The sequence below is a fragment of the Streptomyces sp. NPDC056231 genome, from assembly GCF_048270745.1.
GTDB lineage: Bacteria > Actinomycetota > Actinomycetes > Streptomycetales > Streptomycetaceae > Streptomyces.
In genome coordinates, this window is the sequence record NZ_JBLVKW010000018.1 from 96,065 (window position 1) to 116,762 (window position 20,698).

At 69.8% G+C, this 20,698-nt stretch carries 22 protein-coding genes; 11 read left to right on the top strand and 11 right to left on the bottom strand.

What is annotated here, in order from left to right:
* Nucleotides 1–114 precede the first annotated feature (114 nt).
* The 5 genes from ACNPQM_RS17005 to ACNPQM_RS17025 all read right to left on the bottom strand — a co-directional run bounded on the left by ACNPQM_RS17005 (nucleotide 115) and on the right by ACNPQM_RS17025 (nucleotide 4,792).
* Entirely contained in the window at nucleotides 115–900 is a 786-nt protein-coding gene (locus tag ACNPQM_RS17005) for a hypothetical protein (protein ID WP_418084632.1), read from the bottom strand.
* A gap of 178 nt (nucleotides 901–1,078) precedes the next feature.
* Nucleotides 1,079–1,270 carry a DUF1059 domain-containing protein gene (locus ACNPQM_RS17010; protein WP_358859860.1) on the bottom strand — a complete coding sequence of 64 codons (192 nt, stop codon included), beginning with the start codon at nucleotides 1,268–1,270 and terminating at the stop codon, nucleotides 1,079–1,081.
* A 202-nt stretch (nucleotides 1,271–1,472) separates the two neighbouring features.
* Nucleotides 1,473–2,210, bottom strand: a complete 738-nt coding sequence (locus ACNPQM_RS17015) for a Clp protease N-terminal domain-containing protein (RefSeq protein WP_418084633.1) — start codon at nucleotides 2,208–2,210, stop codon at nucleotides 1,473–1,475.
* A 1,083-nt stretch (nucleotides 2,211–3,293) separates the two neighbouring features.
* Nucleotides 3,294–3,791, bottom strand: coding sequence for a peptidylprolyl isomerase (locus ACNPQM_RS17020; RefSeq protein WP_418084634.1), 498 nt, complete (start codon nucleotides 3,789–3,791; stop codon nucleotides 3,294–3,296).
* 236 nt (nucleotides 3,792–4,027) lie between these two features.
* Entirely contained in the window at nucleotides 4,028–4,792 is a 765-nt protein-coding gene (locus ACNPQM_RS17025; protein WP_418084635.1) for a LysR family substrate-binding domain-containing protein, read from the bottom strand.
* A 58-nt stretch (nucleotides 4,793–4,850) separates the two neighbouring features.
* On the opposite strand from ACNPQM_RS17025, the gene ACNPQM_RS17030 reads away from it, so the two are divergent.
* Complete coding sequence (locus tag ACNPQM_RS17030) at nucleotides 4,851–5,255, top strand: DUF5997 family protein (protein ID WP_358859856.1); 405 nt, start codon at nucleotides 4,851–4,853, stop codon at nucleotides 5,253–5,255.
* Between the two features lie 187 nt (nucleotides 5,256–5,442).
* On the opposite strand, the gene ACNPQM_RS17035 is transcribed toward ACNPQM_RS17030, so the two are convergent.
* Together ACNPQM_RS17035 and ACNPQM_RS17040 are read right to left on the bottom strand one after the other, a co-directional pair.
* The gene (locus ACNPQM_RS17035; protein WP_418084636.1) at nucleotides 5,443–6,048 is read right to left on the bottom strand and encodes a GOLPH3/VPS74 family protein; all 606 of its coding nucleotides are present in this window, start codon (nucleotides 6,046–6,048) and stop codon (nucleotides 5,443–5,445) included.
* 563 nt (nucleotides 6,049–6,611) lie between these two features.
* Nucleotides 6,612–6,995, bottom strand: coding sequence for a hypothetical protein (locus ACNPQM_RS17040; RefSeq protein ID WP_418084637.1), 384 nt, complete (start codon nucleotides 6,993–6,995; stop codon nucleotides 6,612–6,614).
* An 81-nt stretch (nucleotides 6,996–7,076) separates the two neighbouring features.
* Here ACNPQM_RS17040 and argC point away from each other — a divergent pair, with 81 nt between their 5' ends.
* From argC to ACNPQM_RS17065, 5 genes are read left to right on the top strand one after another with little or no spacing between them, the layout of a single operon-like run.
* Complete coding sequence (argC, locus tag ACNPQM_RS17045) at nucleotides 7,077–8,105, top strand: N-acetyl-gamma-glutamyl-phosphate reductase (protein WP_418084638.1); 1,029 nt, start codon at nucleotides 7,077–7,079, stop codon at nucleotides 8,103–8,105.
* On the top strand, nucleotides 8,102–9,256 hold the full coding sequence (gene argJ, locus ACNPQM_RS17050; protein ID WP_358859852.1) for a bifunctional glutamate N-acetyltransferase/amino-acid acetyltransferase ArgJ: 1,155 nt from the start codon (nucleotides 8,102–8,104) through the stop codon (nucleotides 9,254–9,256). The genes argC and argJ overlap by 4 nt, the downstream gene beginning before the upstream one ends.
* Nucleotides 9,253–10,185: an acetylglutamate kinase gene (gene argB, locus ACNPQM_RS17055; RefSeq protein WP_418084639.1), complete on the top strand. Its 933-nt coding sequence runs from the start codon at nucleotides 9,253–9,255 to the stop codon at nucleotides 10,183–10,185. The genes argJ and argB overlap by 4 nt, the downstream gene beginning before the upstream one ends.
* Complete coding sequence (locus tag ACNPQM_RS17060; RefSeq protein ID WP_418084640.1) at nucleotides 10,182–11,393, top strand: acetylornithine transaminase; 1,212 nt, start codon at nucleotides 10,182–10,184, stop codon at nucleotides 11,391–11,393. The genes argB and ACNPQM_RS17060 overlap by 4 nt, the downstream gene beginning before the upstream one ends.
* A gap of 10 nt (nucleotides 11,394–11,403) precedes the next feature.
* Nucleotides 11,404–11,940 (top strand): arginine repressor, encoded by a 537-nt coding sequence (locus ACNPQM_RS17065; RefSeq protein WP_037698928.1) that lies wholly within the window; start codon nucleotides 11,404–11,406, stop codon nucleotides 11,938–11,940.
* An 87-nt stretch (nucleotides 11,941–12,027) separates the two neighbouring features.
* On the opposite strand, the gene ACNPQM_RS17070 is transcribed toward ACNPQM_RS17065, so the two are convergent.
* Together ACNPQM_RS17070 and ACNPQM_RS17075 are read right to left on the bottom strand one after the other, a co-directional pair.
* Nucleotides 12,028–12,621 (bottom strand): pyridoxamine 5'-phosphate oxidase family protein, encoded by a 594-nt coding sequence (locus tag ACNPQM_RS17070; protein WP_418084641.1) that lies wholly within the window; start codon nucleotides 12,619–12,621, stop codon nucleotides 12,028–12,030.
* A gap of 42 nt (nucleotides 12,622–12,663) precedes the next feature.
* Nucleotides 12,664–12,966 carry a hypothetical protein gene (locus ACNPQM_RS17075; protein ID WP_418084642.1) on the bottom strand — a complete coding sequence of 101 codons (303 nt, stop codon included), beginning with the start codon at nucleotides 12,964–12,966 and terminating at the stop codon, nucleotides 12,664–12,666.
* A 320-nt stretch (nucleotides 12,967–13,286) separates the two neighbouring features.
* On the opposite strand from ACNPQM_RS17075, the gene argH reads away from it, so the two are divergent.
* The 3 genes from argH to ACNPQM_RS17090 all read left to right on the top strand — a co-directional run bounded on the left by argH (nucleotide 13,287) and on the right by ACNPQM_RS17090 (nucleotide 17,096).
* On the top strand, nucleotides 13,287–14,720 hold the full coding sequence (gene argH, locus ACNPQM_RS17080; protein ID WP_358859847.1) for an argininosuccinate lyase: 1,434 nt from the start codon (nucleotides 13,287–13,289) through the stop codon (nucleotides 14,718–14,720).
* A gap of 402 nt (nucleotides 14,721–15,122) precedes the next feature.
* Nucleotides 15,123–16,094 carry an aldo/keto reductase gene (locus tag ACNPQM_RS17085; protein WP_418084643.1) on the top strand — a complete coding sequence of 324 codons (972 nt, stop codon included), beginning with the start codon at nucleotides 15,123–15,125 and terminating at the stop codon, nucleotides 16,092–16,094.
* A gap of 102 nt (nucleotides 16,095–16,196) precedes the next feature.
* On the top strand, nucleotides 16,197–17,096 hold the full coding sequence (locus tag ACNPQM_RS17090; protein ID WP_418084644.1) for a sigma-70 family RNA polymerase sigma factor: 900 nt from the start codon (nucleotides 16,197–16,199) through the stop codon (nucleotides 17,094–17,096).
* Nucleotides 17,097–17,120: 24 nt separating this feature from the next.
* Here ACNPQM_RS17090 and ACNPQM_RS17095 read toward each other — a convergent pair whose 3' ends face one another.
* Nucleotides 17,121–17,636 carry a hypothetical protein gene (locus tag ACNPQM_RS17095; protein WP_418084645.1) on the bottom strand — a complete coding sequence of 172 codons (516 nt, stop codon included), beginning with the start codon at nucleotides 17,634–17,636 and terminating at the stop codon, nucleotides 17,121–17,123.
* A 91-nt stretch (nucleotides 17,637–17,727) separates the two neighbouring features.
* Between ACNPQM_RS17095 and ACNPQM_RS17100 the strand changes: the two genes are divergently transcribed.
* Nucleotides 17,728–18,279, top strand: a complete 552-nt coding sequence (locus ACNPQM_RS17100) for a TetR/AcrR family transcriptional regulator (protein WP_358862073.1) — start codon at nucleotides 17,728–17,730, stop codon at nucleotides 18,277–18,279.
* A complete protein-coding gene (locus tag ACNPQM_RS17105; RefSeq protein WP_358862074.1) occupies nucleotides 18,276–19,817 on the top strand; it encodes an MFS transporter in 1,542 nt (513 codons plus the stop codon). Before ACNPQM_RS17100 ends, ACNPQM_RS17105 begins: the two co-directional genes overlap by 4 nt.
* A 105-nt stretch (nucleotides 19,818–19,922) precedes the next feature.
* Here the strand turns inward: ACNPQM_RS17105 and ACNPQM_RS17110 are convergent, their stop codons facing one another.
* Nucleotides 19,923–20,594 (bottom strand): lysophospholipid acyltransferase family protein, encoded by a 672-nt coding sequence (locus tag ACNPQM_RS17110; RefSeq protein WP_358862075.1) that lies wholly within the window; start codon nucleotides 20,592–20,594, stop codon nucleotides 19,923–19,925.
* Nucleotides 20,595–20,698: the final 104 nt, after the last annotated feature.

Sequence of the window (20,698 nt, forward strand, 5' to 3'; positions counted from 1 at the left end):
CCCCTATATGGGTTTTTTTTTCCGTTTCTACGGCCCGGGCGCTGTCTCACCCCCCCCCTCACCGGGGTGGTGCTGTGACCTCGGGGGGGGCGGGTTTCCCGGCCCGCCGAGAGGTCACTTCACCGTGACGGCGTCACCGGTGGAGACGACCTTCATGGTCGTGGTCGTACCGAGGAACGCCCAGCGCCAGCTGCCCGAAGCGGTGGCCTTCACCGTCGCACGGAGGTGACCCTTGCTGTCCGTGGTCGCCGTCTTCACGGTGCTGTACGCGCCGCCGGGCTTCTTGTACTGCAGCTTCACCACCTGATTGGTGAACGCGTGGTACTTGAGGTCCGTCCAGTTGGCCCGCGACAGCTTTCCGGTGACCGTGAGCGTGCCACCCTTGCTCACCGGTTCGGGCGTGGCGTCCGTGGTCAGGATCGCGGCGCGCTTCACCTTGAACGAGCCGATGGCGTCGGAGATCCAGTAGTCCCCGTCGTTGGCATGGACCGTCGCGTCGACCCGCCAGTTCCCCGCGACCGCGTTGGCGTCCCAGCCCTCGTTCCCGCTCCCGTAGAAGTTGATCCACGACGGGTCGATCTGCATCGTCGCGGTGCACACGGATGTCGTCGTGCCGACCTTCTTGCACGACGTACCGAGGTGGTCCACCGGCCCGTAACCGTTGGTCCGGTTGAAGGCCGAGACACTGCTGACCTGCTTCACGCCCGAGTTGTCCTTGATCGTCATGGCGATCGTGAACTTCTTTACGTTCGCGACCCCGACGATCACATTGCTGCCGCCGTTCACGACGGTCCTGGTGACCCGGATGTCACCGCGCCCTTCCGCGTGTGCGGCCGGCGCCACCGCGACCGCGGTGGCCACCGCTCCCACCGCAGCGAGCACGGCAATTCTTCTCCGCATGTTCCTCCCCTGTCTCCCCGCCCCGTGGCAAGGGAGACAGGGTAGCGATCAACTGGATGTCCGCGTCAGCCATGGTGCTCACAGGGGTGGGGTCCGGACCCCGGGGACCGCGACACACGGCCCCGGGAGGCGTGCGCCGCGACGGATCCGGGTGACGCGAACCGGGCCGCGTCTCGGCTCACGCGAGTTCCGTGGGCTCGTCCTGAAGCCCGGACCCGATCTGCTCCCGCAGCTCCAGTCCGTCCGCGTGACCGTGCACCCGGACGGCCAGCTCGGTGGTGGCGCGGACCACTTCCTCCGGCTCACCGGCGAGGGCAAGCGTGCATTTCGTCTCGCTGGGGTATTCCCGGCAGTCGGCGACCTTCCGCATGAGGCACCTCCCTGCTCCCTTCCACTCTAGGGCGTGTGTCGAAAGGAGCGTCGTCCGCCCGTAGGGCCGGCCAGGCGCTGCCCGGCAGACGGGGCTTTCGACACGCGTCCTGGGGCGGTGTGCACGCCAGGGAAGGGGAGCGGGGAGGCATCTGTACGCTCACAGCCGTACGGAACTGTCCGGCGTCGCCCGGTGCGGCTGGTCATTCACCCTTGTCTGCGGCGGCGAGCGTCAGGGCCTCCGCGATGCCGGTCTCCGCGGCGACTTTGTCGATACCGAGCCCGGTCAGCACGCCCTCGCCGTCCTCGTGCTCCAGGAGCGCCAGCAGGATGTGCTCCGTGCCGACATGGTTGTGCCCCATCCGCAGGGCCTCCCGGAACGTGAGCTCCAGTGCCTTGCGTGCCCCGGCGTCGTACGGAATGAGGTCCGGGAGCTCCTCGACCGCGGGCGGCAGCGCCTCGGTCGCGGCCTGCCGGACGGCGTCCAGCGAGACGCCCTGCGCCTTGATGAACGCCGCGGCAAGCCCCTCCGGCTCACTGAGCAGCCCCAGCGCCAGATGCTCCGTACGCACCTCGTCGTTGCGTGCGGCGCGGGCCTCGTTCTGCGCTGCCATCACGACGTTCCGCGCCCGCTCGGTGAACCGGCTGAACCCCTGGCTGGGGTCGAGATCCGACAGCTCGCCGGGATCCTTGGCGACAAAGCGCTTCTGGGCCGCCTGCCGGGTGACTCCCATGCTCTTCCCGATCTCCGTCCAGGAGGCTCCCGAGCGGCGCGCCTGATCGACGAAGTGGCCGATCAGGTGGTCGGCCACGTCGCCGAGGTGATCGGCGGCGATGACCGCGCCCGAGAGCTGTTCGAGAGCGTTGGGGTGAACTTTCTTGATGGCTTCGATCAGTTCGTCGAGCCGTACCGGATTCGTCATGCTCACTGGTTTCGCCATGTGTCAACCGTAGGTTGACAGTCGTCATGTGTCAACCATTGGTTGACAGTGCACGGAGGGGGTGGCGACGCTCGGCCCTGCGGGCGGCTCAGTCGGCCCGGTGCGAGGCCCAGCCGTCGGCGGACCGCGCCCGGGGGGAAGTGGTGGATGGCCCGGTCCGTCATCCGCAGGCTCATATGGGCCCGGGCGGGTCGCAGCAGGTTCTCCGGAAAGGAGTCCAGGGCGGCATCGAGCCGAGTCGTCATCTTCGCGTCCGCTGCCCGCGTGGGAGCCCGGAGTGCAGGGCGACCGGGTCGAAGGGGAGGCTGCCATGGGCGGCGCCGTCCCGGTCGATGACGCCGGTGACCGAGTCGTCTTCCGGGGTGGCAGATTGCCGGGAGGGAAGTCCTGTGGGCCGCGTCAGCCCCGGCCGACCGGTCGGGGAGGCCGGCGCCGACGGACGCGACCCGGCGTTCGAGTGCCGCAGCGCGGCGACCGTGTCCGCGCGGCGGCCCAAGGAGGCACTATCCGGGGCCGTCGCTCCGCAGATGGAGGCGGAGCGAGGGGATGCCGACGCGGCCGGTCAGCCGCCTCCCATGTGCCAGTCGGTCTGTGCGCCTGGTCGAGTCCGTCGTGGTCGAGCCGGTCCGGCGTCGTGCCCAGCAGCTCCTGGACCGTGACCACGGCGTCGCCGACCTGGGCAGCCGACTCGGTCGCGGGGGCGGGAAACCCGCGGAGCGGAGTGCGTCGACGACGGCGAGGGGTCGGCCCGGAGCCCGGTGAGCCGGGTGTGCGGCCGCCACTTCAGTACGGACCGGTGACCGTCGGGCCGGGCGCACAGTGCCCCTTCCGGGGAGGGATCACGACCGGACGGACGCCGGTCCGGGTGTGCGGGGCTGCCGCCATGGACACGGCATCCAGTCGCTCGGCGCGTACCCCGCTCCGGCCGGAAGGATTCATCGGGCGATTGTCGCCGCAGTTACCGCGGCGCGGGTGTCGCCGCGGACCCGAACGGTTCCGTCGGGTGGGCGCGGCGGGAACGAGAGCCCGGCCCCCGCTGACCGATCAGCGAGAGGCCGGGGCGTCAGAGGGGCCCTCGTGCGGTCAGAGGACGCCGGAGTCGGCGATGGTGACCTTGGCCTGGGTCCTGCCGCTCTGCGAGCCGTAGCTCTCGATCTTCTTGACCAGATCCATGCTCTCCTGGCCCTCGACCTCGCCGAAGACGACGTGCTTGCCGTCCAGCCACGACGTCACGATCGTCGTGATGAAGAACTGGGAGCCGTTGGAGTCGGGGCCCGCGTTCGCCATCGACAGCAGTCCGGGCTTGTCGTGCTTGAGCTTGAAGTTCTCGTCGGCGAACTTCTCGCCGTAAATGCTCTTGCCGCCGCGGCCGTCACCGCTGGTGAAGTCGCCGCCCTGCAGCATGAAGTCCGGGATGACCCGGTGGAAGGACGAACCCTTGTAACCGAAGCCCTTCTCGCCGGTCGCCAGCGCGCGGAAGTTCTCCGCCGTCTTCGGAACCACGTCGTCGAAAAGGTTGAACACGATCCGCCCGGCGGGCTCGTCATTGATGGTGATGTCGAAAAAAACCTTGGTCGTCATGGATCCATCCTGACATCACCGCAGTCGGCCGCCAGCGGACGGGGTGGCCCGAGCGCCGGATCGCCCAGCCGGCCCTCGAACGCGAGTGCGGGCATGTATTTTGCGCAGGCGATCGCAAGGGTGGATTGACCATGCGTCAGAAGCCTTTGTGCAGCGGTTCTTTGCCCCGCTCCGGAGTGAGTGGTTCCGGCCGCCCTGCGACGACGACGGCTGTTCCTCATGGGGCAATAACGCCTCTAGGACCGACGACGGGGCTTGCCCCGCCTGCCGGTCTTGGGACCGCCGGAACCGCTCCGCGGGCTCTTGCCGGCCGGCTTCCCGGCCGTGGACTTTCGCTGCGCGCCGCCTGCGTCGGGGCGCTTGCGCTGCTTCGGCTGTGCCGGGGCGGGTTTGCGCCCCCGCGAGCTGTTGACGGTCCGCCCGCGGACGATCCCGATGAAGTCCTCCACCAGGTCGGTGGTTTCCTCCTCCGGCCACGACAGCGCGACGCGCGACTCGGGGGCGTCCGTGAGCGGCCGGTACGTGAGGTCCTTGCGGTGGTGCAGGCGTGCGAGTGACTGAGGGACCACGAGGAGGCCCACCCCTGCCGCCACCAGCTCGATGGCGTCCGCCGTCGTGGCCGGACGCTCGATCGCGGGCCGGCCCGGCGGACGCTCCCAGTCGAGGGTGTCGTCGAGGGGGTGCAGCACGACGTCGTCGGCCAGATCCGCTCCGGACACCTCGTCGACCGTCGCCACGATGTGGTCCTTCGGGACCACGACCACCGTCGTCTCGGTGTAGAGGGGGATCGCGCTGAGGTCCGTCCGGTCGATCGGCAACCGCACAAAACCTGCGTCGGCGCCGCCGCTCCGCAACAGATCGGATGCTTCGGCGGCGGCCACCGCAACGAGATTCAGTGGGATGTCGGGCAGCCGCTCGTTCCAGATGCGCACCCACTTGGCCGGCGTCACGCCTGGGACGTATGCGAGCCGGAACGAGAGGGGTGCATCGGAGCCTGTCACGCTGCCAGGTTACCGGTCGTGGTCGGAGGTATCGCACACGCTCGCTACTCTTGACACCATGACGTCGCACCAGACCACCCAGACGATGAAGCCCGCAACCGCGGCAAAGAAGCTGGGTGTGTACCTTGAGGCCACCCCCGCCGAGTTCCAGGAGGGTGTCGTCTCGCGCAGCGAGCTCAATGCGCTGCAGGCCGATCCGCCCGAGTGGCTGCAGGAACTGCGGCGCAACGGACCGCACCCCCGCCCGGTGGTCGCGGCGAAGCTGGGCGTCTCCATCGCGGGTCTCGCACGTGGCGGAGTCACGGACCCCCTCACCACGGAGCAGATCGACGCGCTGAAGAAGGACCTCCCCGAGTGGCTGCAGAAGGAGCGCGCCACCCAGGCCGAGGTCCGGAAGGAAGCGGCGCGCATCAAGGAGAGGAACGCGGAGCGAGCCGGTCAGCCCCAGCGACCGCGCCCCTGACCTGCTTCTCTCGAAGTTCGGACTCGACGACGCTGTCGGGGGTCACCAGACCTGTCGGGGCGGGCCCGACCAGGCGGCGAGCGTGCGTGCCAGGCGTCGCCTGGCGGGCGGGACTTTCGAAACACGCCCCAGGTGTGTCAAGGGCCGTGGCTATCAAGTGACGGCGGTTCCCCCGCGAGTGCCGTCGTCATTCGCCTCGCCAGATGTTGTCGAAGGCCGCATTCTCAATGGCTCGCCGCTGCCGTACGGCCTCCAGCTCCATCAGCGCGTCATTGACCGCGGCCAGCACGGTCACCACCGCGTCGTCGACCGTGCTCGGGAAGTCCCCGGTCCACTCGTCCCGGATCCCGATGGCTGCCGCGAGGGCGGCGAGAACGGGCTCGTCCGAGGTCCAGCGGTTCGCCGCCTCGCGGCGGGCGGGCGAATCGACCAGCACCGTCCGACCGCTCCGGAAGGGCAACCCGCGACGGGGCTGCCGAGTGAGCTGCCCATCCGTCTCGAGCGCGGCCAGATAGGCGGCGGCCAGGCCGCGACCTCTGCGCCACAGCCAGTCGTCGACCGATTCGTACGGCGCTTCTCGGATCAGCGACGCCGCAGCCTCGGCCAGCAGACGATCGGCTATGGGGGGCCGGAGGCACGGCACGATCTGGTTGCCGTCCAGTCTGATGGCCTCGGCACCGAGGAGGTCGATCATCTCGGCTCCCGCGAGCGCGAGCGACAGGTCGCCCTGCTCCACAGGGTGACCTGGCGCCATGTCCATGGCGGCGATCGAGAGGTCCCGCGGTGTGGTCATGAAGGGCTCCACGTCAGAGGCATCGGTAGCGATGCGTCGCCGAGCAGCTGGTCCGGCGCCCGATGTGACGCCGGGCGGCAAGGTCGGCTGCCGTTGTCGGCGGCCGCGGCGATCGCCGAGCGGATGTGCTGCGTGCAGCCGACGGGCGCGAAGCCCGGCCGGTGCGGTCCTTCGGGATCAGACTACTGATCGTGCGGCCGGTGTGTGAGGGAAAGGCGCTTCTGCCCGTCGCCGAGCTTTCCCGATAACGAGCTTACGGAGCAAGGGCGGCAGCTGCATCCTGCGCCGGTGCCACCATGCTGCCCTGGCCGCCGACCCCCGGGCGCGCCGGCCCGAGCGCTGGGAGGCGCGCCCGCAGGAGTGCCCCAGGCGGTGCGGGCGGCGGACCATTGGTGTGTGGGAAAGCCTGGATGAAGCCGATGAGCGGAGCGTCGCCCGGCATCGCGGTTCCTGCGTGTCCTGGGCGGGCTGCGTCCGGGGGCAGCCCTACTTCTGTGACTGACCTGGCGGGACTCGCCGGCTGAAGCGCTCATTTCGAAAGTTTCCGACCAGCCGTCAGGGGGTCAAGGCGTCGCCGCACGGAAGAGGGCGAGGAGGGCCTGAGCCGGCGGAGTGTCTGCGTCGAAGAACTGCGTGGTCAGCGCGGGCGGGACGGATGTTCCGTGCATGCGGATCTCGTGGCAGCTGAAGCAGAACGCCGCCTCGAAGAGGGCCAGATCGAGGGACTCCTCATACGCGCGAACGCTCCAGCCCGGTGAGAAGCCACAGCGGTGCTGTTCACCACTGGGCAGGGAGCCGATCAGAGTCAGTGCGTTGAGTGCTTCGTCCCCAGCCCAGTGGGCGACCGTCCGGCCGGGGTACGGGGCGCCCCGCTTGATCGGAAGGGCGGAGATTCGTACGACCTCGATCAACACGGTGGCGGCCACGGCTTCGGCGGGGATTTGCATGAGGGCAGTCTCCCCGCCGAACTTGCGTTGCATAAACGTGCAGCGAAGCGTATAGTCATGCCATCGATGAGGAGGATTCCGATGGCGGTACGTGCAGCAGTGGCAGGCGCGAGCGGGTATGCCGGCGGGGAGCTGCTCCGTCTGCTGCTCGTTCACCCCGAGGTGGAGATCGGTGCTCTCACCGGCAATACCAACGCCGGCCAGAAGCTCGGCACGCTGCAACCGCATCTGCGGCCGCTCGCCGACCGGGTGCTCCAGCCGACCACGCCCGAGGTCCTCGCCGGGCACGACGTCGTTTTTCTCGCCCTGCCGCACGGGCAGTCCGCCGCCGTCGCCGAGCAGCTCGGTGACGAGGTGCTCGTCGTCGACATGGGCGCCGACTTCCGGCTGAAGGACGCCGGTGACTGGGAGAAGTTCTACGGGTCGCCGCACGCCGGGACCTGGCCCTACGGTCTGCCCGAGCTTCCCGGTGCCCGTGCCGCGCTGGCGGGTTCCAAGCGGATCGCGGTGCCCGGCTGCTACCCGACGGCCGTCTCCCTCGCGCTGTTCCCGGCGTACGCGGCCCAGCTCGCCGAGCCCGAGGCCGTCGTCGTCGCCGCGTCCGGTACCTCCGGGGCGGGCAAGGCGGCCAAGCCGCACCTGCTCGGCTCCGAGGTGATGGGCAACATGTCTCCGTACGGCGTCGGCGGTGTCCACCGGCACACGCCCGAGATGATCCAGAACCTCAGCGCGGCCGCCGGCGAGCCGGTCACGGTTTCCTTCACGCCGACCCTCGCGCCCATGCCCCGCGGCATCCTCGCCACGTGCAGCGCGAAGGCGAAGCCGGGCGTGACCGCCGAGTCCGTGCGTACCGCCTATGACAAGGCCTTCGCGGACGAGCCGTTCGTCGACCTCCTTCCCGAGGGACAGTGGCCCGCCACCGCGTCCGTGTACGGCTCCAACGCCGTGCAGATCCAGGTCGCGTACGACGAGGCAGCCGGCCGGATCGTCGTCATCAGCGCCATCGACAACCTTGCCAAGGGCACCGCGGGCGGCGCCCTGCAGAGCATGAACATTGCCCTCGGACTTCCCGAGGACACAGGTCTTTCCACGATCGGAGTGGCACCGTGAGCGTCACGGCAGCACAGGGGTTCTCGGCGGCGGGTATCGCCGCGGGAATCAAGGAGAGCGGTAATCCGGACCTGGCCCTCGTGGTCAACAACGGCCCGCGCCGCGCCGCCGCGGGAGTCTTCACCTCCAACCGCGTCAAGGCCGCCCCCGTCCTCTGGTCGGAACAGGTCCTCAAGGGTGGCGAGGTCACCGCCGTCGTCCTCAACTCCGGTGGCGCCAATGCCTGTACGGGCCCGCAGGGCTTCCAGGACACGCACGCCACCGCCGAGAAGGCCGCCGAGGTCCTCATCGGTCACAGTGCCGGTGAGATCGCCGTCGCCTCGACCGGGCTGATCGGCACGCTGCTCCCGATGGACAAACTGCTGCCCGGCATCGAGACCGCCGCCGCGGCGCTCAGCGAGCACGGCGGCGAGAAGGCCGCCATCGCCATCAAGACCACGGACACGGTCCACAAGACCGCCGTCGCGGGCGGCGAGGGCTGGACCGTCGGCGGCATGGCCAAGGGCGCGGGCATGCTCGCACCGGGGCTCGCCACGATGCTGGTCGTCCTCACCACCGACGCGGACGTCGACGCCGCCGGTCTCGACTCCGCGCTGCGCGCCGCGACCCGCACCACCTTCGACCGGGTCGACTCCGACGGCTGCATGTCGACGAACGACACCGTGCTGCTGCTGGCCTCCGGGGCCAGCGGGATCACCCCGGAGCAGGGCGAGTTCGCCGAGGCCGTACGGGTCGTCTGCGCCGACCTGGCCCGGCAGCTGATCGGCGACGCCGAGGGTGCCTCCAAGGACATCCGGATCGAGGTCATCAATGCGGCGACCGAGGACGACGCCGTCGAGGTGGGCCGTTCCATCGCGCGCAACAACCTGCTCAAGTGCGCCATCCACGGCGAGGACCCCAACTGGGGCCGGGTCCTCTCCGCGATCGGCACGACGAAGGCCGCATTCGAGCCCGACCAGCTCAATGTCGCCATCAACGACGTCTGGGTCTGCAAGAACGGCGGGGTCGGCGACGACCGCGACCTCGTCGACATGCGCTACCGCGAGGTGAAGATCACCGCCGACCTCGCCGCAGGCACCGAGTCGGCCGTCATCTGGGCCAACGACCTCACCGCGGACTACGTCCACGAGAACAGCGCATACAGCTCATGAGCGCCGCGAGGAAGCACACCGCACTGCCGAAGGCGCAGATCCTCATCGAGGCGCTGCCCTGGCTGACCCGGCACAACGGCAGGACCGTCGTCATCAAGTTCGGCGGCAACGCCATGATCGACGAAGAGCTGAAGGCGGCCTTCGCGCAGGACGTCGTCTTCCTGCGGCAGGCCGGCCTCAAGCCCGTGGTCGTGCACGGCGGCGGCCCGCAGATCAGCGCCCAGCTCGACAAGCAGGGCCTGGTCAGCGAGTTCAAGGCCGGGCTGCGTGTCACCACGCCCGAGGCGATGGACGTCGTACGGATGGTGCTGGCCGGACAGGTCCAGCGCGAACTCGTCGGCCTGCTCAACCAGCACGGCCCGCTCGCCGTCGGCATGACCGGTGAGGACGCGCACACCATCACCGCCACCCAGCACCGGCCCACCATCGAGGGTGAGCTCGTCGACATCGGCCGGGTCGGCGAGATCACCGCCATCGACACCGGAGCCGTCCAGGCGCTGCTGGACGACGGCCGGATCCCGGTCATCTCCTCCATCGCCCGCTCCGCCGACGACAACCACGTCTACAACGTCAACGCCGACACCGCGGCCGCTGCACTCGCCGCCGCGCTGAACGCCGAGACGCTGATGGTCCTCACCGACGTCGAGGGTCTCTACGAGGACTGGCCCAACAGCGACGACGTGATCAGCCGGCTCACCGCCGGCGAGCTGGAGAAGCTGCTCCCGGAGCTGTCCAGCGGCATGGTGCCGAAGATGCAGGGCTGTCTGTACGCCGTGCGCAACGGCGTCAAGACCGCCCGTGTCATCGACGGCCGGGTCCAGCACTCGATCCTGCTGGAGATCTTCACCGACGAAGGAATCGGCACGATGGTCGTGCCCGACACACAGTCAGGGACAGTCGCACAGTCAGGGATTGAGGGGGAAGCATGACCAATGCCGAGCTTTCACAGCGGTGGCAGGGATCGCTGATGGACAACTACGGAACCCCGCAGCTCTCCCTGGTCCGGGGCGAAGGCGCCCGCGTGTGGGACGCCGACGGTACCGAGTACCTCGACTTCGTCGGCGGCATCGCGGTGAACGCACTGGGCCACGCCCACCCCGCCGTCGTCGAGGCCGTCTCCGCCCAGATCGCCTCCCTCGGCCATGTCTCCAACCTCTTCATCGCCGAACCGCCCGTCGCCCTGGCCGAACGGCTCCTGCACCTTTTCGGACGGACCGGCCGGGTCTACTTCTCCAACTCGGGCGCCGAGGCCAACGAAGCCGCCTTCAAGATCGGACGGCTGACCGGGCGGACCCATATGGTCGCCACCGACGGCGGCTTCCACGGCCGGACCATGGGAGCCCTCGCCCTCACCGGCCAGCCCGGGAAGCGCGAGCCGTTCCTCCCGCTGCCCGGCGACGTCACCCATGTCCCGTACGGAGATGCGGAAGCCCTCCGCGCCGCAGTGACCACCGAGACCGCGCTGGTGATCATCGAACCCATCCAGGGCGAGAACGGTGTGGTCGTCCCGCCCAAGGGCTACCTGGAGGCCGCCCGGGAGATCACCCGGGCCACCGGCACCCTGCTCGTTCTCGACGAGGTGCAGACAGGTATCGGCCGGTGCGGCCACTGGTTCGAGCACCAGGCCCACCAGAGCATCGAGCCCGACATCGTCACCCTCGCCAAGGGCCTGGGCGGCGGGCTGCCGATCGGCGCCACCGTTGCCTTCGGCACCACGGCCGACCTGCTGAAGCCCGGTCAGCACGGTACGACGTTCGGCGGTAACCCGATCTCCTGCGCTGCCGGTCTCGCCGTGCTGGACACCCTTGCCGCCGAAGGCGCCCTGGATCGGGTGAAGCGGCTCGGCGAGCGGATCCGGCAGGGTGTCGAGGGGCTGGGGCATCCATTGGTCTCCCACGTCCGCGGCTCCGGACTGCTCCTGGGTATCGTGCTCACCGAGCCCCTCGCACCTCAGGTGCAGCAGGCGGCTCAGGGAGCCGGACTCCTGGTGAACGCGCCCGCCCCCGATGTCGTACGGCTGATGCCGCCGCTGATCATCGGTGACGCAGAGGTGGACGCGTTCCTCCGGGCACTGCCCGGCGCTCTCGACGCAGCACACGGGGACGGACCATCCGGAGAGAAGCGCTCCGGAGAATGAGGCGACGACGATGACCGAGGCGCAGGAATCCGAGTACGGCGGGCAGTCCGTGCCGCAGACCCGCACGGCACGCCACCGCCGGATCGTGGACATTCTGAACCGGCTGCCGGTGCGCTCGCAGAGCCAGCTGGCCAAGCTCCTCGCCGACGACGGGCTGAGCGTCACCCAGGCGACGCTCTCCCGGGATCTGGACGAGCTGGGCGCGGTGAAGATCCGTAACACCGGAGGCGAGCTGATCTACGCGGTGCCGAGCGAGGGCGGTTTCCGTACCCCGCAGGCGCCGCTCGGCGAGTCCGCCAAGGAGGAGCGGATGCGGCGCCTCTCCGCCGAACTGCTCATTTCGGCGGAGGCCTCGGCCAACCTTGTGGTGCTGCGTACGCCTCCGGGCGCGGCCCAGTTCCTGGCCTCGGCCATCGACCAGGCCGAGCTGCAGGACATTCTCGGCACGATCGCGGGCGACGACACGTTGATGCTGATCAGCCGTGACCCGGCGGGCGGTCAGGCTCTCGCCGACCATCTGCTGCGGCTGGCACAGAACGGCCGCTGAGCCCGCGCGGGCTTTTCTCTCCGGATCGGGACGGACCCCGAGGGTCCGGGCCGACCCGGGGAGAGGGGCCCCGGGGCGCCCGACAGCTCATCCCGCGGCGGGCATGCCAGGCAGCGGGAGCGGCAGCCCGGGAAGGCCGTCGATGCTGGTGGCGATGTGCTCCTTCTTCTCGAAGTACTCGCTGAGCGAGGCGTCGTCCTCGCGGGCGAAGCGCTGGGCGTGGAGCGGCCGGTCCTCGTCGTAGGACATGAAAGGCACGGCGAATCCGCAGGTGTCCCGGATGAGCTCGGCCGTCACCACGATGATCGCGCGCAGCCCGTGCGGTGCGGGGTCGACGCCGGGGAAGTGGGCGAGCAGGCCGGTGAACCGCGGGTCGTCGCGGAAGACGGGCTCGCCGCGGCCGTGCACCCGCACGATGTTCGGCGGGCCCTGGAAGGCACACCACATGAGGGTGATGCGGCCGTTCTCGCGGAGATGCGCCACGGTCTCCGCATTGCTCCCGGCGAAGTCCAGATAAGCCACGGTCCGCTCGTCGACGACCGCGAAGGAGCCGCTGACGCCCTTGGGGGAGAGGTTGACCGTGCCGTTCCCGTCGAGGGGCGCGGTCGCCGTGAAGAAGATGTGCTGCTCTTCGATGAAGGCCCTGAGCCGTCCGTCGATACGTTCGTACGTCTTTCCCATGAGGTGATTATCGGCGCCACTGCGGCGCCCGACAGGGGCATTTCAGCCGGTGGGACGCCGCCGGCGGACCGTTGCGCGGAGGTGGGCACGCAACCGTCGCTCCGCCGCCACACGCGGCCGGTCCGCTTCGGTCCTGACGAGTAGCCACTTGTGCGGTATCCGGGACGCATCCGGCAGCAGAGTCTGCGTCACCGCCCGGATGGCGGCGGGTGACAGGTCGTCGAGGAGGGGCCGCAGCTGCTCCTGCCGCATCGTGTCGAGCGCGCAGGCCGATGACGGCGTCGGCGCGGACTGCGGGTACAGGGTGTGTCGCCAGAGGGGCCGCTCGGTGCCCGGGCCCGGCATTCATGGTCCGGGATCGAACCTTCGGGTGTGCCGTTCACCGGCATCTTTGACAAATAATACGGATGACTGCATAGTTATGCCTATCGGGATTGCGCCGTAAGGAGAAACCCGTGACCGAGCGCGTCGCACTCGCCTGCTCGGGCGACACGTTCGACCAGTCCAAGGCGCAGAGCTTCACGGAGATCTTCGGTCTCTCGTCGAGGATCGCCGCGAAGCGTGACCTGGCCTGACGCCGACCCGTTTACGTCACCGCCTCCCCGTTCCTCCACGGCGGGGAGGCGGTCGCACATCCACCCCCTGGCACTTCCGAGGAGCACGCAGTGAGCAACGGCACCGGCAACAGCGACGTACGCCTCTGGGGCGGCCGTTTCGCCGACGGCCCGGCCGAGGCGCTGGCCAAGCTGTCCGCCTCCGTCCACTTCGACTGGCGGCTCGCGCCGTACGACATCGCCGGATCCCGCGCCCACGCGCGTGTCCTCAACAAGGCGGGCCTGCTCACCGCGGACGAACTGGCCCGCATGATCGCCGGTCTCGACCAGCTCGAAGCCGATGTCGCCGACGGCTCCTTCACCGGCACCATCGCCGACGAGGACGTCCACACCGCTCTGGAGCGCGGCCTGCTGGAGCGCCTCGGCAAGGACCTCGGCGGCAAGCTGCGCGCCGGCCGGTCCCGCAACGACCAGGTCGCCACGCTCTTCCGGATGTACCTGCGCGATCACGCCCGGATCATCGGCGGTCTGATCGCCGAGCTCCAGGACGCCCTGACCGGTCTCGCCGAGGCGCATGCGGACGTCGCCATGCCGGGCCGTACGCATCTGCAGCACGCCCAGCCCGTCCTCTTCGCCCACCACGTCCTGGCCCATGTGCAGTCCCTGTCCCGGGACGCCGAGCGGCTGCGGCAGTGGGACGAGCGCACGGCTGTCTCCCCGTACGGCTCCGGCGCACTCGCCGGTTCGTCCCTGGGGCTCGACCCGGAGGCGGTCGCCGCCGACCTCGGCTTCGAGAACGGTTCCGTCGCCAACTCCATCGACGGCACGGCCTCCCGCGACTTCGTCGCCGAGTTCGCGTTCATCACGGCGATGATCGGCATCAACCTCTCCCGGATCGCGGAGGAGGTCATCATCTGGAACACGAAGGAGTTCTCCTTCGTCACCCTGCACGACGCCTTCTCCACCGGCTCGTCGATCATGCCGCAGAAGAAGAACCCGGACATCGCCGAGCTGGCCCGCGGCAAGTCCGGTCGGCTCATCGGTAACCTGACGGGCCTGATGGCCACGTTGAAGGCCCTCCCGCTCGCGTACAACCGCGACCTCCAGGAGGACAAGGAACCGGTCTTCGACTCCTGCGACCAGCTCGAGGTCCTGCTGCCCGCTTTCACCGGCATGATGGCCACGCTCACCGTCAACCGTGAGCGGATGGAGGAGCTCGCACCGGCCGGCTTCTCGCTCGCCACGGACATCGCCGAGTGGCTGGTCAAGCAGGGCGTCCCGTTCCGTGTCGCGCACGAGGTCGCGGGGGAGTGCGTCAAGGAGTGCGAGCAGCAGGGCATCGAACTCGACGAACTCACCGACGCGCAGTTCGCGAAGATCTCCGAGCACCTCACCCCTGAGGTCCGGACGGTCCTCAACGTGCCGGGTGCGCTGGCCTCCCGCAACGGGCGCGGCGGTACGGCCCCGTCGGCCGTCGCCGCCCAGCTCGCCGAGGTCAAGGCCGACCTGGCCGTCCAGCACGCATGGGCGACCGCGAAGAACTGACAGCAGCCCGGGCGCAGGCGACGAGGCGGGGAGCGGTCGTGCGCTTCCCGCCTCGTCGCGTCCGTACGGGCGGGCTGCCGAAGGGGCGACGAGGGGGGCCGGGGTGTGGCCGGCCACGACGTCACCGCCGTGACGGTGAGGACGCCGGCACCCGTACATGCCGGGCCGATGACCACCGGTCCGCTCCTGGGGGTGCTCATCCGGCTGAAACTCCCGGACGACATGGAGGCCGACCTGCCGGCCGGACTCGACCAGGTCTGCGCAGGTCCGAGGGGGAGACCCTGGCCGGACCGGCCCGCTCCCGGCCGGCGGGGGCCCGATCGGCACAGTCCCGCGGCTGGAAGCGCGTGAATCCGGCTGCGTTACGTTGGCGGGGAGCACCCCATCGACGAGGAGCCCGTGATGCCTTTCGGACGCCTGGCCTCGGCCACGACCCCGACCGCCCACATCGGGCTCGGCCTGGCCGCGGTCGGCAGGCCCGGTTACATCAATCTCCACCGCGACCGGGACCTGCCCGAGGACCGGAGCGTCGACGCCCTGCGCGAACGCACTCATGAACTGCTCGACGCCGCCTATGCCCAGGGCGTCCGCTACTTCGACGCGGCCCGCTCCTACGGCCGCTCGGAGGAGTTCCTCGGCGCCTGGCTGGCCACCCGTCCCGAGGTACGAGATGTGGTCGTCGGCAGCAAGTGGGGCTACACCTACACCGCCGACTGGAACATCGACGCCGAGGCGCACGAGGTCAAGGACCACAGCCTCGCCACGTATCTGCGTCAGCGCGCCGAGACCGACGCGCTGCTCGGCGACCGGCTCGACCTCTACCAGATCCACTCCGTGACGGTCGACAGCCCGGCCCTCACCGACAAGGAACTCCACGCGCGGCTCGCCGAACTCGCGGCCGACGGAGTCAGCGTCGGACTCTCCACCAGCGGCCCCGCCCAGGCGGACGCCATCCGGGCCGCACTCACCGTCAGGGTCGACGGCGAACCCCTCTTCCGTACCGTCCAGGCCACCTTCAACGCCCTGGAGACCTCGGCCGGTCCCGCGCTCGCCGCGGCGCACGAGGCCGGGCTGACCGTGATCGTCAAGGAAGCCATGGCCAACGGGCGCCTCGCCGGAACGGATGCCCCCGCGATCGTCCAGGAGATCGCGGCCGAGGCGGGCCTCGGAAGCGACGCGGTCGCGCTCGCGCTGGTGCTGCACCAGCCGTGGGCCGGCGTCGTGTTCTCCGGTGCGGCGACGGTCACCCAGCTCGCCGGCAACCTGCACGCCCCGCTCGTCGGCCTCGACGAGGAGCGGCGGTCCCAGCTCGACGCGCTGGTCGAGGAGCCCGAGGCGTACTGGCGCCGCCGCGCCGCGCTGCCCTGGAGCTGATCGGCGGCGCACCAGCCGATTCCTTGATCACCGGCCGTTCTGTCACATCGGCGCCGTTCCACGCGTCAATGGTGTGACGGCACGCGACGGAGGAATGGGTCTGTGGACGAGAACGAGTTTCTGGCAGCACGCTTCGAGGAGAACCGGACCCATCTGAAGGTCGTGGCCTACCGGATGCTCGGCTCGCTGAGCGAGGCGGAGGACGCCGTCCAGGAAGCGTGGATCCGGCTCAGCCGCTCGGACGACCGGCAGATCGACAACCTGGGCGGCTGGCTGACCACGGTCGTCGGCCGGGTCTGCCTGGACATGCTGCGCTCCCGCCGGTCCCGGCGGGAGGAGCCGTTGGAGGCAGGGACACCCGATGGGCACACCCCCGATCCGGTCCTCGGCCCGCAGCCCGGCAGCGACCCCGAGCAGCAGGCGCTGATCGCCGACTCGGTCGGGCTCGCGCTGCTCGTGGTGCTGGAGACCCTGGGCCCCGCCGAGCGGCTGGCGTTCGTGCTGCACGACATGTTCGCGGTGCCGTTCGACGAGATCGGGCGCATTGTGGACCGCACCCCGGCCGGGGCCCGTCAGCTCGCCAGCCGGGCGCGCCGCCGGGTCCAGGGTGTGAACCCGGCGCCCGACCCCGATCTCAGCCGCAGGCGCGAGGTCGTCGAGGCGTTCCTGGCCGCCGCCCGGGGCGGTGACTTCGACGCACTCGTCGCCGTGCTCGACCCGGACGTGGTGGCACGGTCCGACAGCGGCGCGGGTGGTGTGGGTGCTCCGTCGCTGGTGCGCGGAGCCGCGTGGGTGGCACGCCAGGCGATGATGTTCGCGCCGTTCGCCCGGTCCTCGCAGATGGCTCTCGTCGACGGGGCCCTCGCGGTCATCTCGACCCGCGAGGGGCAGCGGTTCTCGGTCATGCGGTTCACGATCGAGTGGGGCCGGGTCACCGAGCTGTACGTGATCAACGATCCGGCCCGGCTTCCGGAGCTGGATCTGACCGTGCTCAACGACTGAGAAGGGCCGGGGGCGGACCGGGGCTCAGTTCTTGTCCCGGTCCGTTGCCCACTGGGCGAGCGCGTCGAAGTCGGCCCGCTCCAGCCCGATCCGAGGATCGATCTGGAGCAGCAGCGACCGGACCGGCCCCTGGCGGGCGATCCACGCCCGGTCCCGCTCGGTTATCTCGTCGTCGACCCACGCGAACGGCCGCCCGGCCGCGTACTCCACGACGTACTGCGTCTTCCAGAGCGTCCCGTCCGGCGCGCTGCCGTGCGTCGCCGGCCAGTCGATGTACGGCAGGGGCGGCAGCCTTAGATGCGGGCCGATCCACTCGTTGGCCTCGCCCATCCAGGTCGTTGCCCAGACGAGCTCGTACCACTCGGCGAGCGCCAGCAGCTCGGTCCCGTGCCCGGGGTTGAGCCAGACCCGCAGCGGCCTGCTCCCGTTCCAGCCCGACGGCTGCATCCGGTGGGTGACATAACCCTCGGGGCGTTGCTGGGCCTTCGCTTCGTACGGATTGAGCGGACCGTCGATGTCAATCAGCAGCAGCGGCTTCATGGCGCCATGGTCCCGCCTCGCGGCGGGGCGGGGGTAGGGCGACGCATTATCCGATGAGACATTCATGTCTCATGTGGGCTAGTGTTGTCTCATGACTCTTGATCGTGAGCAGGTGCTGCGCAGCGCCGCCGCACTGCTGACCCGTAAATCGACCGCCACCATGGACGAGGTCGCCCGGGCGGCGGGCATCGGGCGCGCCACCCTGCACCGGCACTTCGCCGGACGGGACGCCCTGGTCAGAGCATTGGAGAACCTGGGGATCCAGGAGTTCGAAGCGGCCCTGGACGCCGCCGCGCTCGACGAGGGAACCTCGGAGGAGGCGCTGCGCCGGCTGATCGCGGCCGTTGAACCGAGCGCCGGACTCCTGTCTTTCCTCGTCACGGAGAACCAGCTCTTCGAGGGCGCAGAAGTGAATGACGGCTGGAACCGGACGGACGCACGGGTCTCCGCCTTCTTCCGGCGCGGTCAGGAGCGCGGCGAGTTCAGGATCGACCTGACCCCGGCCTGGCTGACCGAGGCCCTCTACGGACTCATCTCCACCGGTGCCTGGGCTGTCCAGGCGGGCCGGGTTGCCGGACAGGACTTCCAGTACATGATCGTCGAGTTGCTGCTCGGCGGAGCACGCCGGAGCGTGGAGCAATGACCAGCACCGACCAGTACACGGAGATCTCGGACGAACTGCGTCGCCCCGGGCGGTGGATCGCGCTGGCCGTCCTCGTCCTCGCCGTGCTGCTGGTGGCCGTCGACGCCACGGTCCTCGGGCTGGCGACACCGTTCCTCACCGAGGATCTCCAGCCGACCGGCACCCAGCTCCTCTGGATCGGCGACGTCTACTCGTTCGTCATCGCCGGACTCCTGGTCTCCATGGGCAGCCTCGGTGACCGCATCGGCCGCAAGAAGCTGCTGCTGAGCGGCGCCACCGCGTTCGGTGCGGTCTCCGTGCTGAACGCGTACGCGAGCAGCCCCGAGATGATGATCCTGGCGCGGGCGCTGCTCGGGGTCGCCGGTGCCACCCTGATGCCGTCCACCCTCGCCCTGATCCGCAACCTCTTCAACGACCCGCGCGAGCGCAGCTTCGCCATCGGCATCTGGGGGGCCATGGCATCGGCGGGCGCGGCCGTGGGCCCCGTCGTCGGAGGATTCCTGCTCCAGCATTTCTGGTGGGGCTCGGTCTTCCTGATCAATCTGCCGGTGATGGTGGTCCTCGTGGTCGTCGGCATCCGCATGATCCCGGAGTCGAAGAACCCGGCGCCCGGCCCCTGGGACCTGGCCAGTGTCGTGTTCTCCCTGATCGGCATGATCGGTGTTGTGTACGCGATCAAGGAGCTGGCCGCGCACGGGGCGAGCTGGGAGGTCGCGGTCTCCGCCATCGGCGGTGCGGGCGCGCTCTACTGGTTCGTCCGCAGGCAGCTGACGCTCCCCGAGCCGCTGCTGGACATGCGGCTCTTCCACCACCGGGGCTTCTCGGGCGCGGTCCTCGCCGACCTGCTCACCATCCTCGGCCTGTCCGGGCTCGTCTTCTTCCTCTCCCAGTTCCTGCAACTGGTCCAGGGACGCGGACCACTGGAGGCCGGGCTCGCTGAACTGCCCGCGGCCGTCGGCTCGGTTGCCTGCGGTCTGGTCGCGGGCATGGCTGCCCGCCGCTTCTCGGTCCGGTCCGTGGTCTCCGCCGGACTGGCGGCGGTCGGCGTCGCACTCGCCGGCGTCACCTTCGTCCACCAGGAGACCGGCTATCCGCTGATCGGTCTGCTGCTGCTGGTCGTCGGCATCGGCGCGGGCTTCGCCTTCACCGTGACCGCCGACGTGATCCTCTCCAGCGTTCCGAAGGAGCACGCGGGCTCCGCGTCCGCGGTCTCCGAGACGGCATACGAGCTCGGCGCGGCCCTGGGTATCGCCCTGCTCGGCTCCATCGTCACCGGCGTCTACCGGGACTTCGTCACCCCGAACGACATCGCGGCCGAGCCCGCCGCGGCTGCTCACGAGTCACTGGGTGGCGCGGTCGAAGCGGCCCACGGCCTGCCGCAGGCGCAGGGGAATGCCCTGGTCTCCGCGGCGCAGGACGCGTTCGTCGACGGGCTGCACATCGCCGCGGGCGTCGGCGCTGTGGTCCTGCTGGCGACGGCCGTCGCCTCCTGGTTCCTGCTGCGCGGCCAGGCTCTGGAGGAGATCGAACACCCTTAGACCGACCTGCACATGGGGGCCGTCCTGCTACGGCCGTTCGGGTTGTCCCGACATACGGAAGGGCCCGTACCGCCGAACGCGGTACGGGCCCTTCCGGACGTCCGATCAGGCGGCCTTCGCCTTCGTCGCATACATGTCGACGTACTCCTGGCCCGACAGCCGCATCACCTCGGCCATCACGGAGTCCGTCACCGCCCGCAGGACATAGCGGTCACGGTCCATGCCCTCGTACCGCGAGAACTCCATCTGCTCGCCGAAGCGGACCGTCACCTTGCCGGGACGGGGCAGACCGGTACCGCCGGGCTGCAGCTTGTCCGTGCCGATCATCGCGAACGGCACCACCGGCGCGCCCGTCATCAGCGTCAGCCGGGCGATGCCCGTACGGCCGCGGTAGAGACGGCCGTCGGGGGAGCGGGTGCCTTCCGGGTAGATGGCGAACGCCTGGCCCTCCTCCAGCACCCGACGGCCCGTCATCAGCGCCGCGACACCGCCACGTCCGCCGTCCCGGTCCACCGGGATCATGCCGCAGCCGGTGAAGAACCAGGCCATCAGCCGGCCCTTGAGACCCTTGCCCGTCACGTACTCGTCCTTGCCGATGTAGAACACCGGCCGGTCGCAGCAGATCGGCATGACCATCGAGTCGATGAACGTCAGATGGTTGCCCGCGAGGATCACCGGACCGTCGCCGGGAATGTTCTCCACGCCCTCCACCTGGGGGCGGAACATCAGGCGCAAGATCGGTCCGAGCACTGCCTTGATGAGTGCGTGTCGGGACAACGGTTCCTCCGGTGTAGTGGCCGGCCGAGGCGCGGGATCGTGACGGTCCATGCAGGTGAGGACGATACTCGCGGGTACTCGCTGATCGCACATCGGGTTCATCG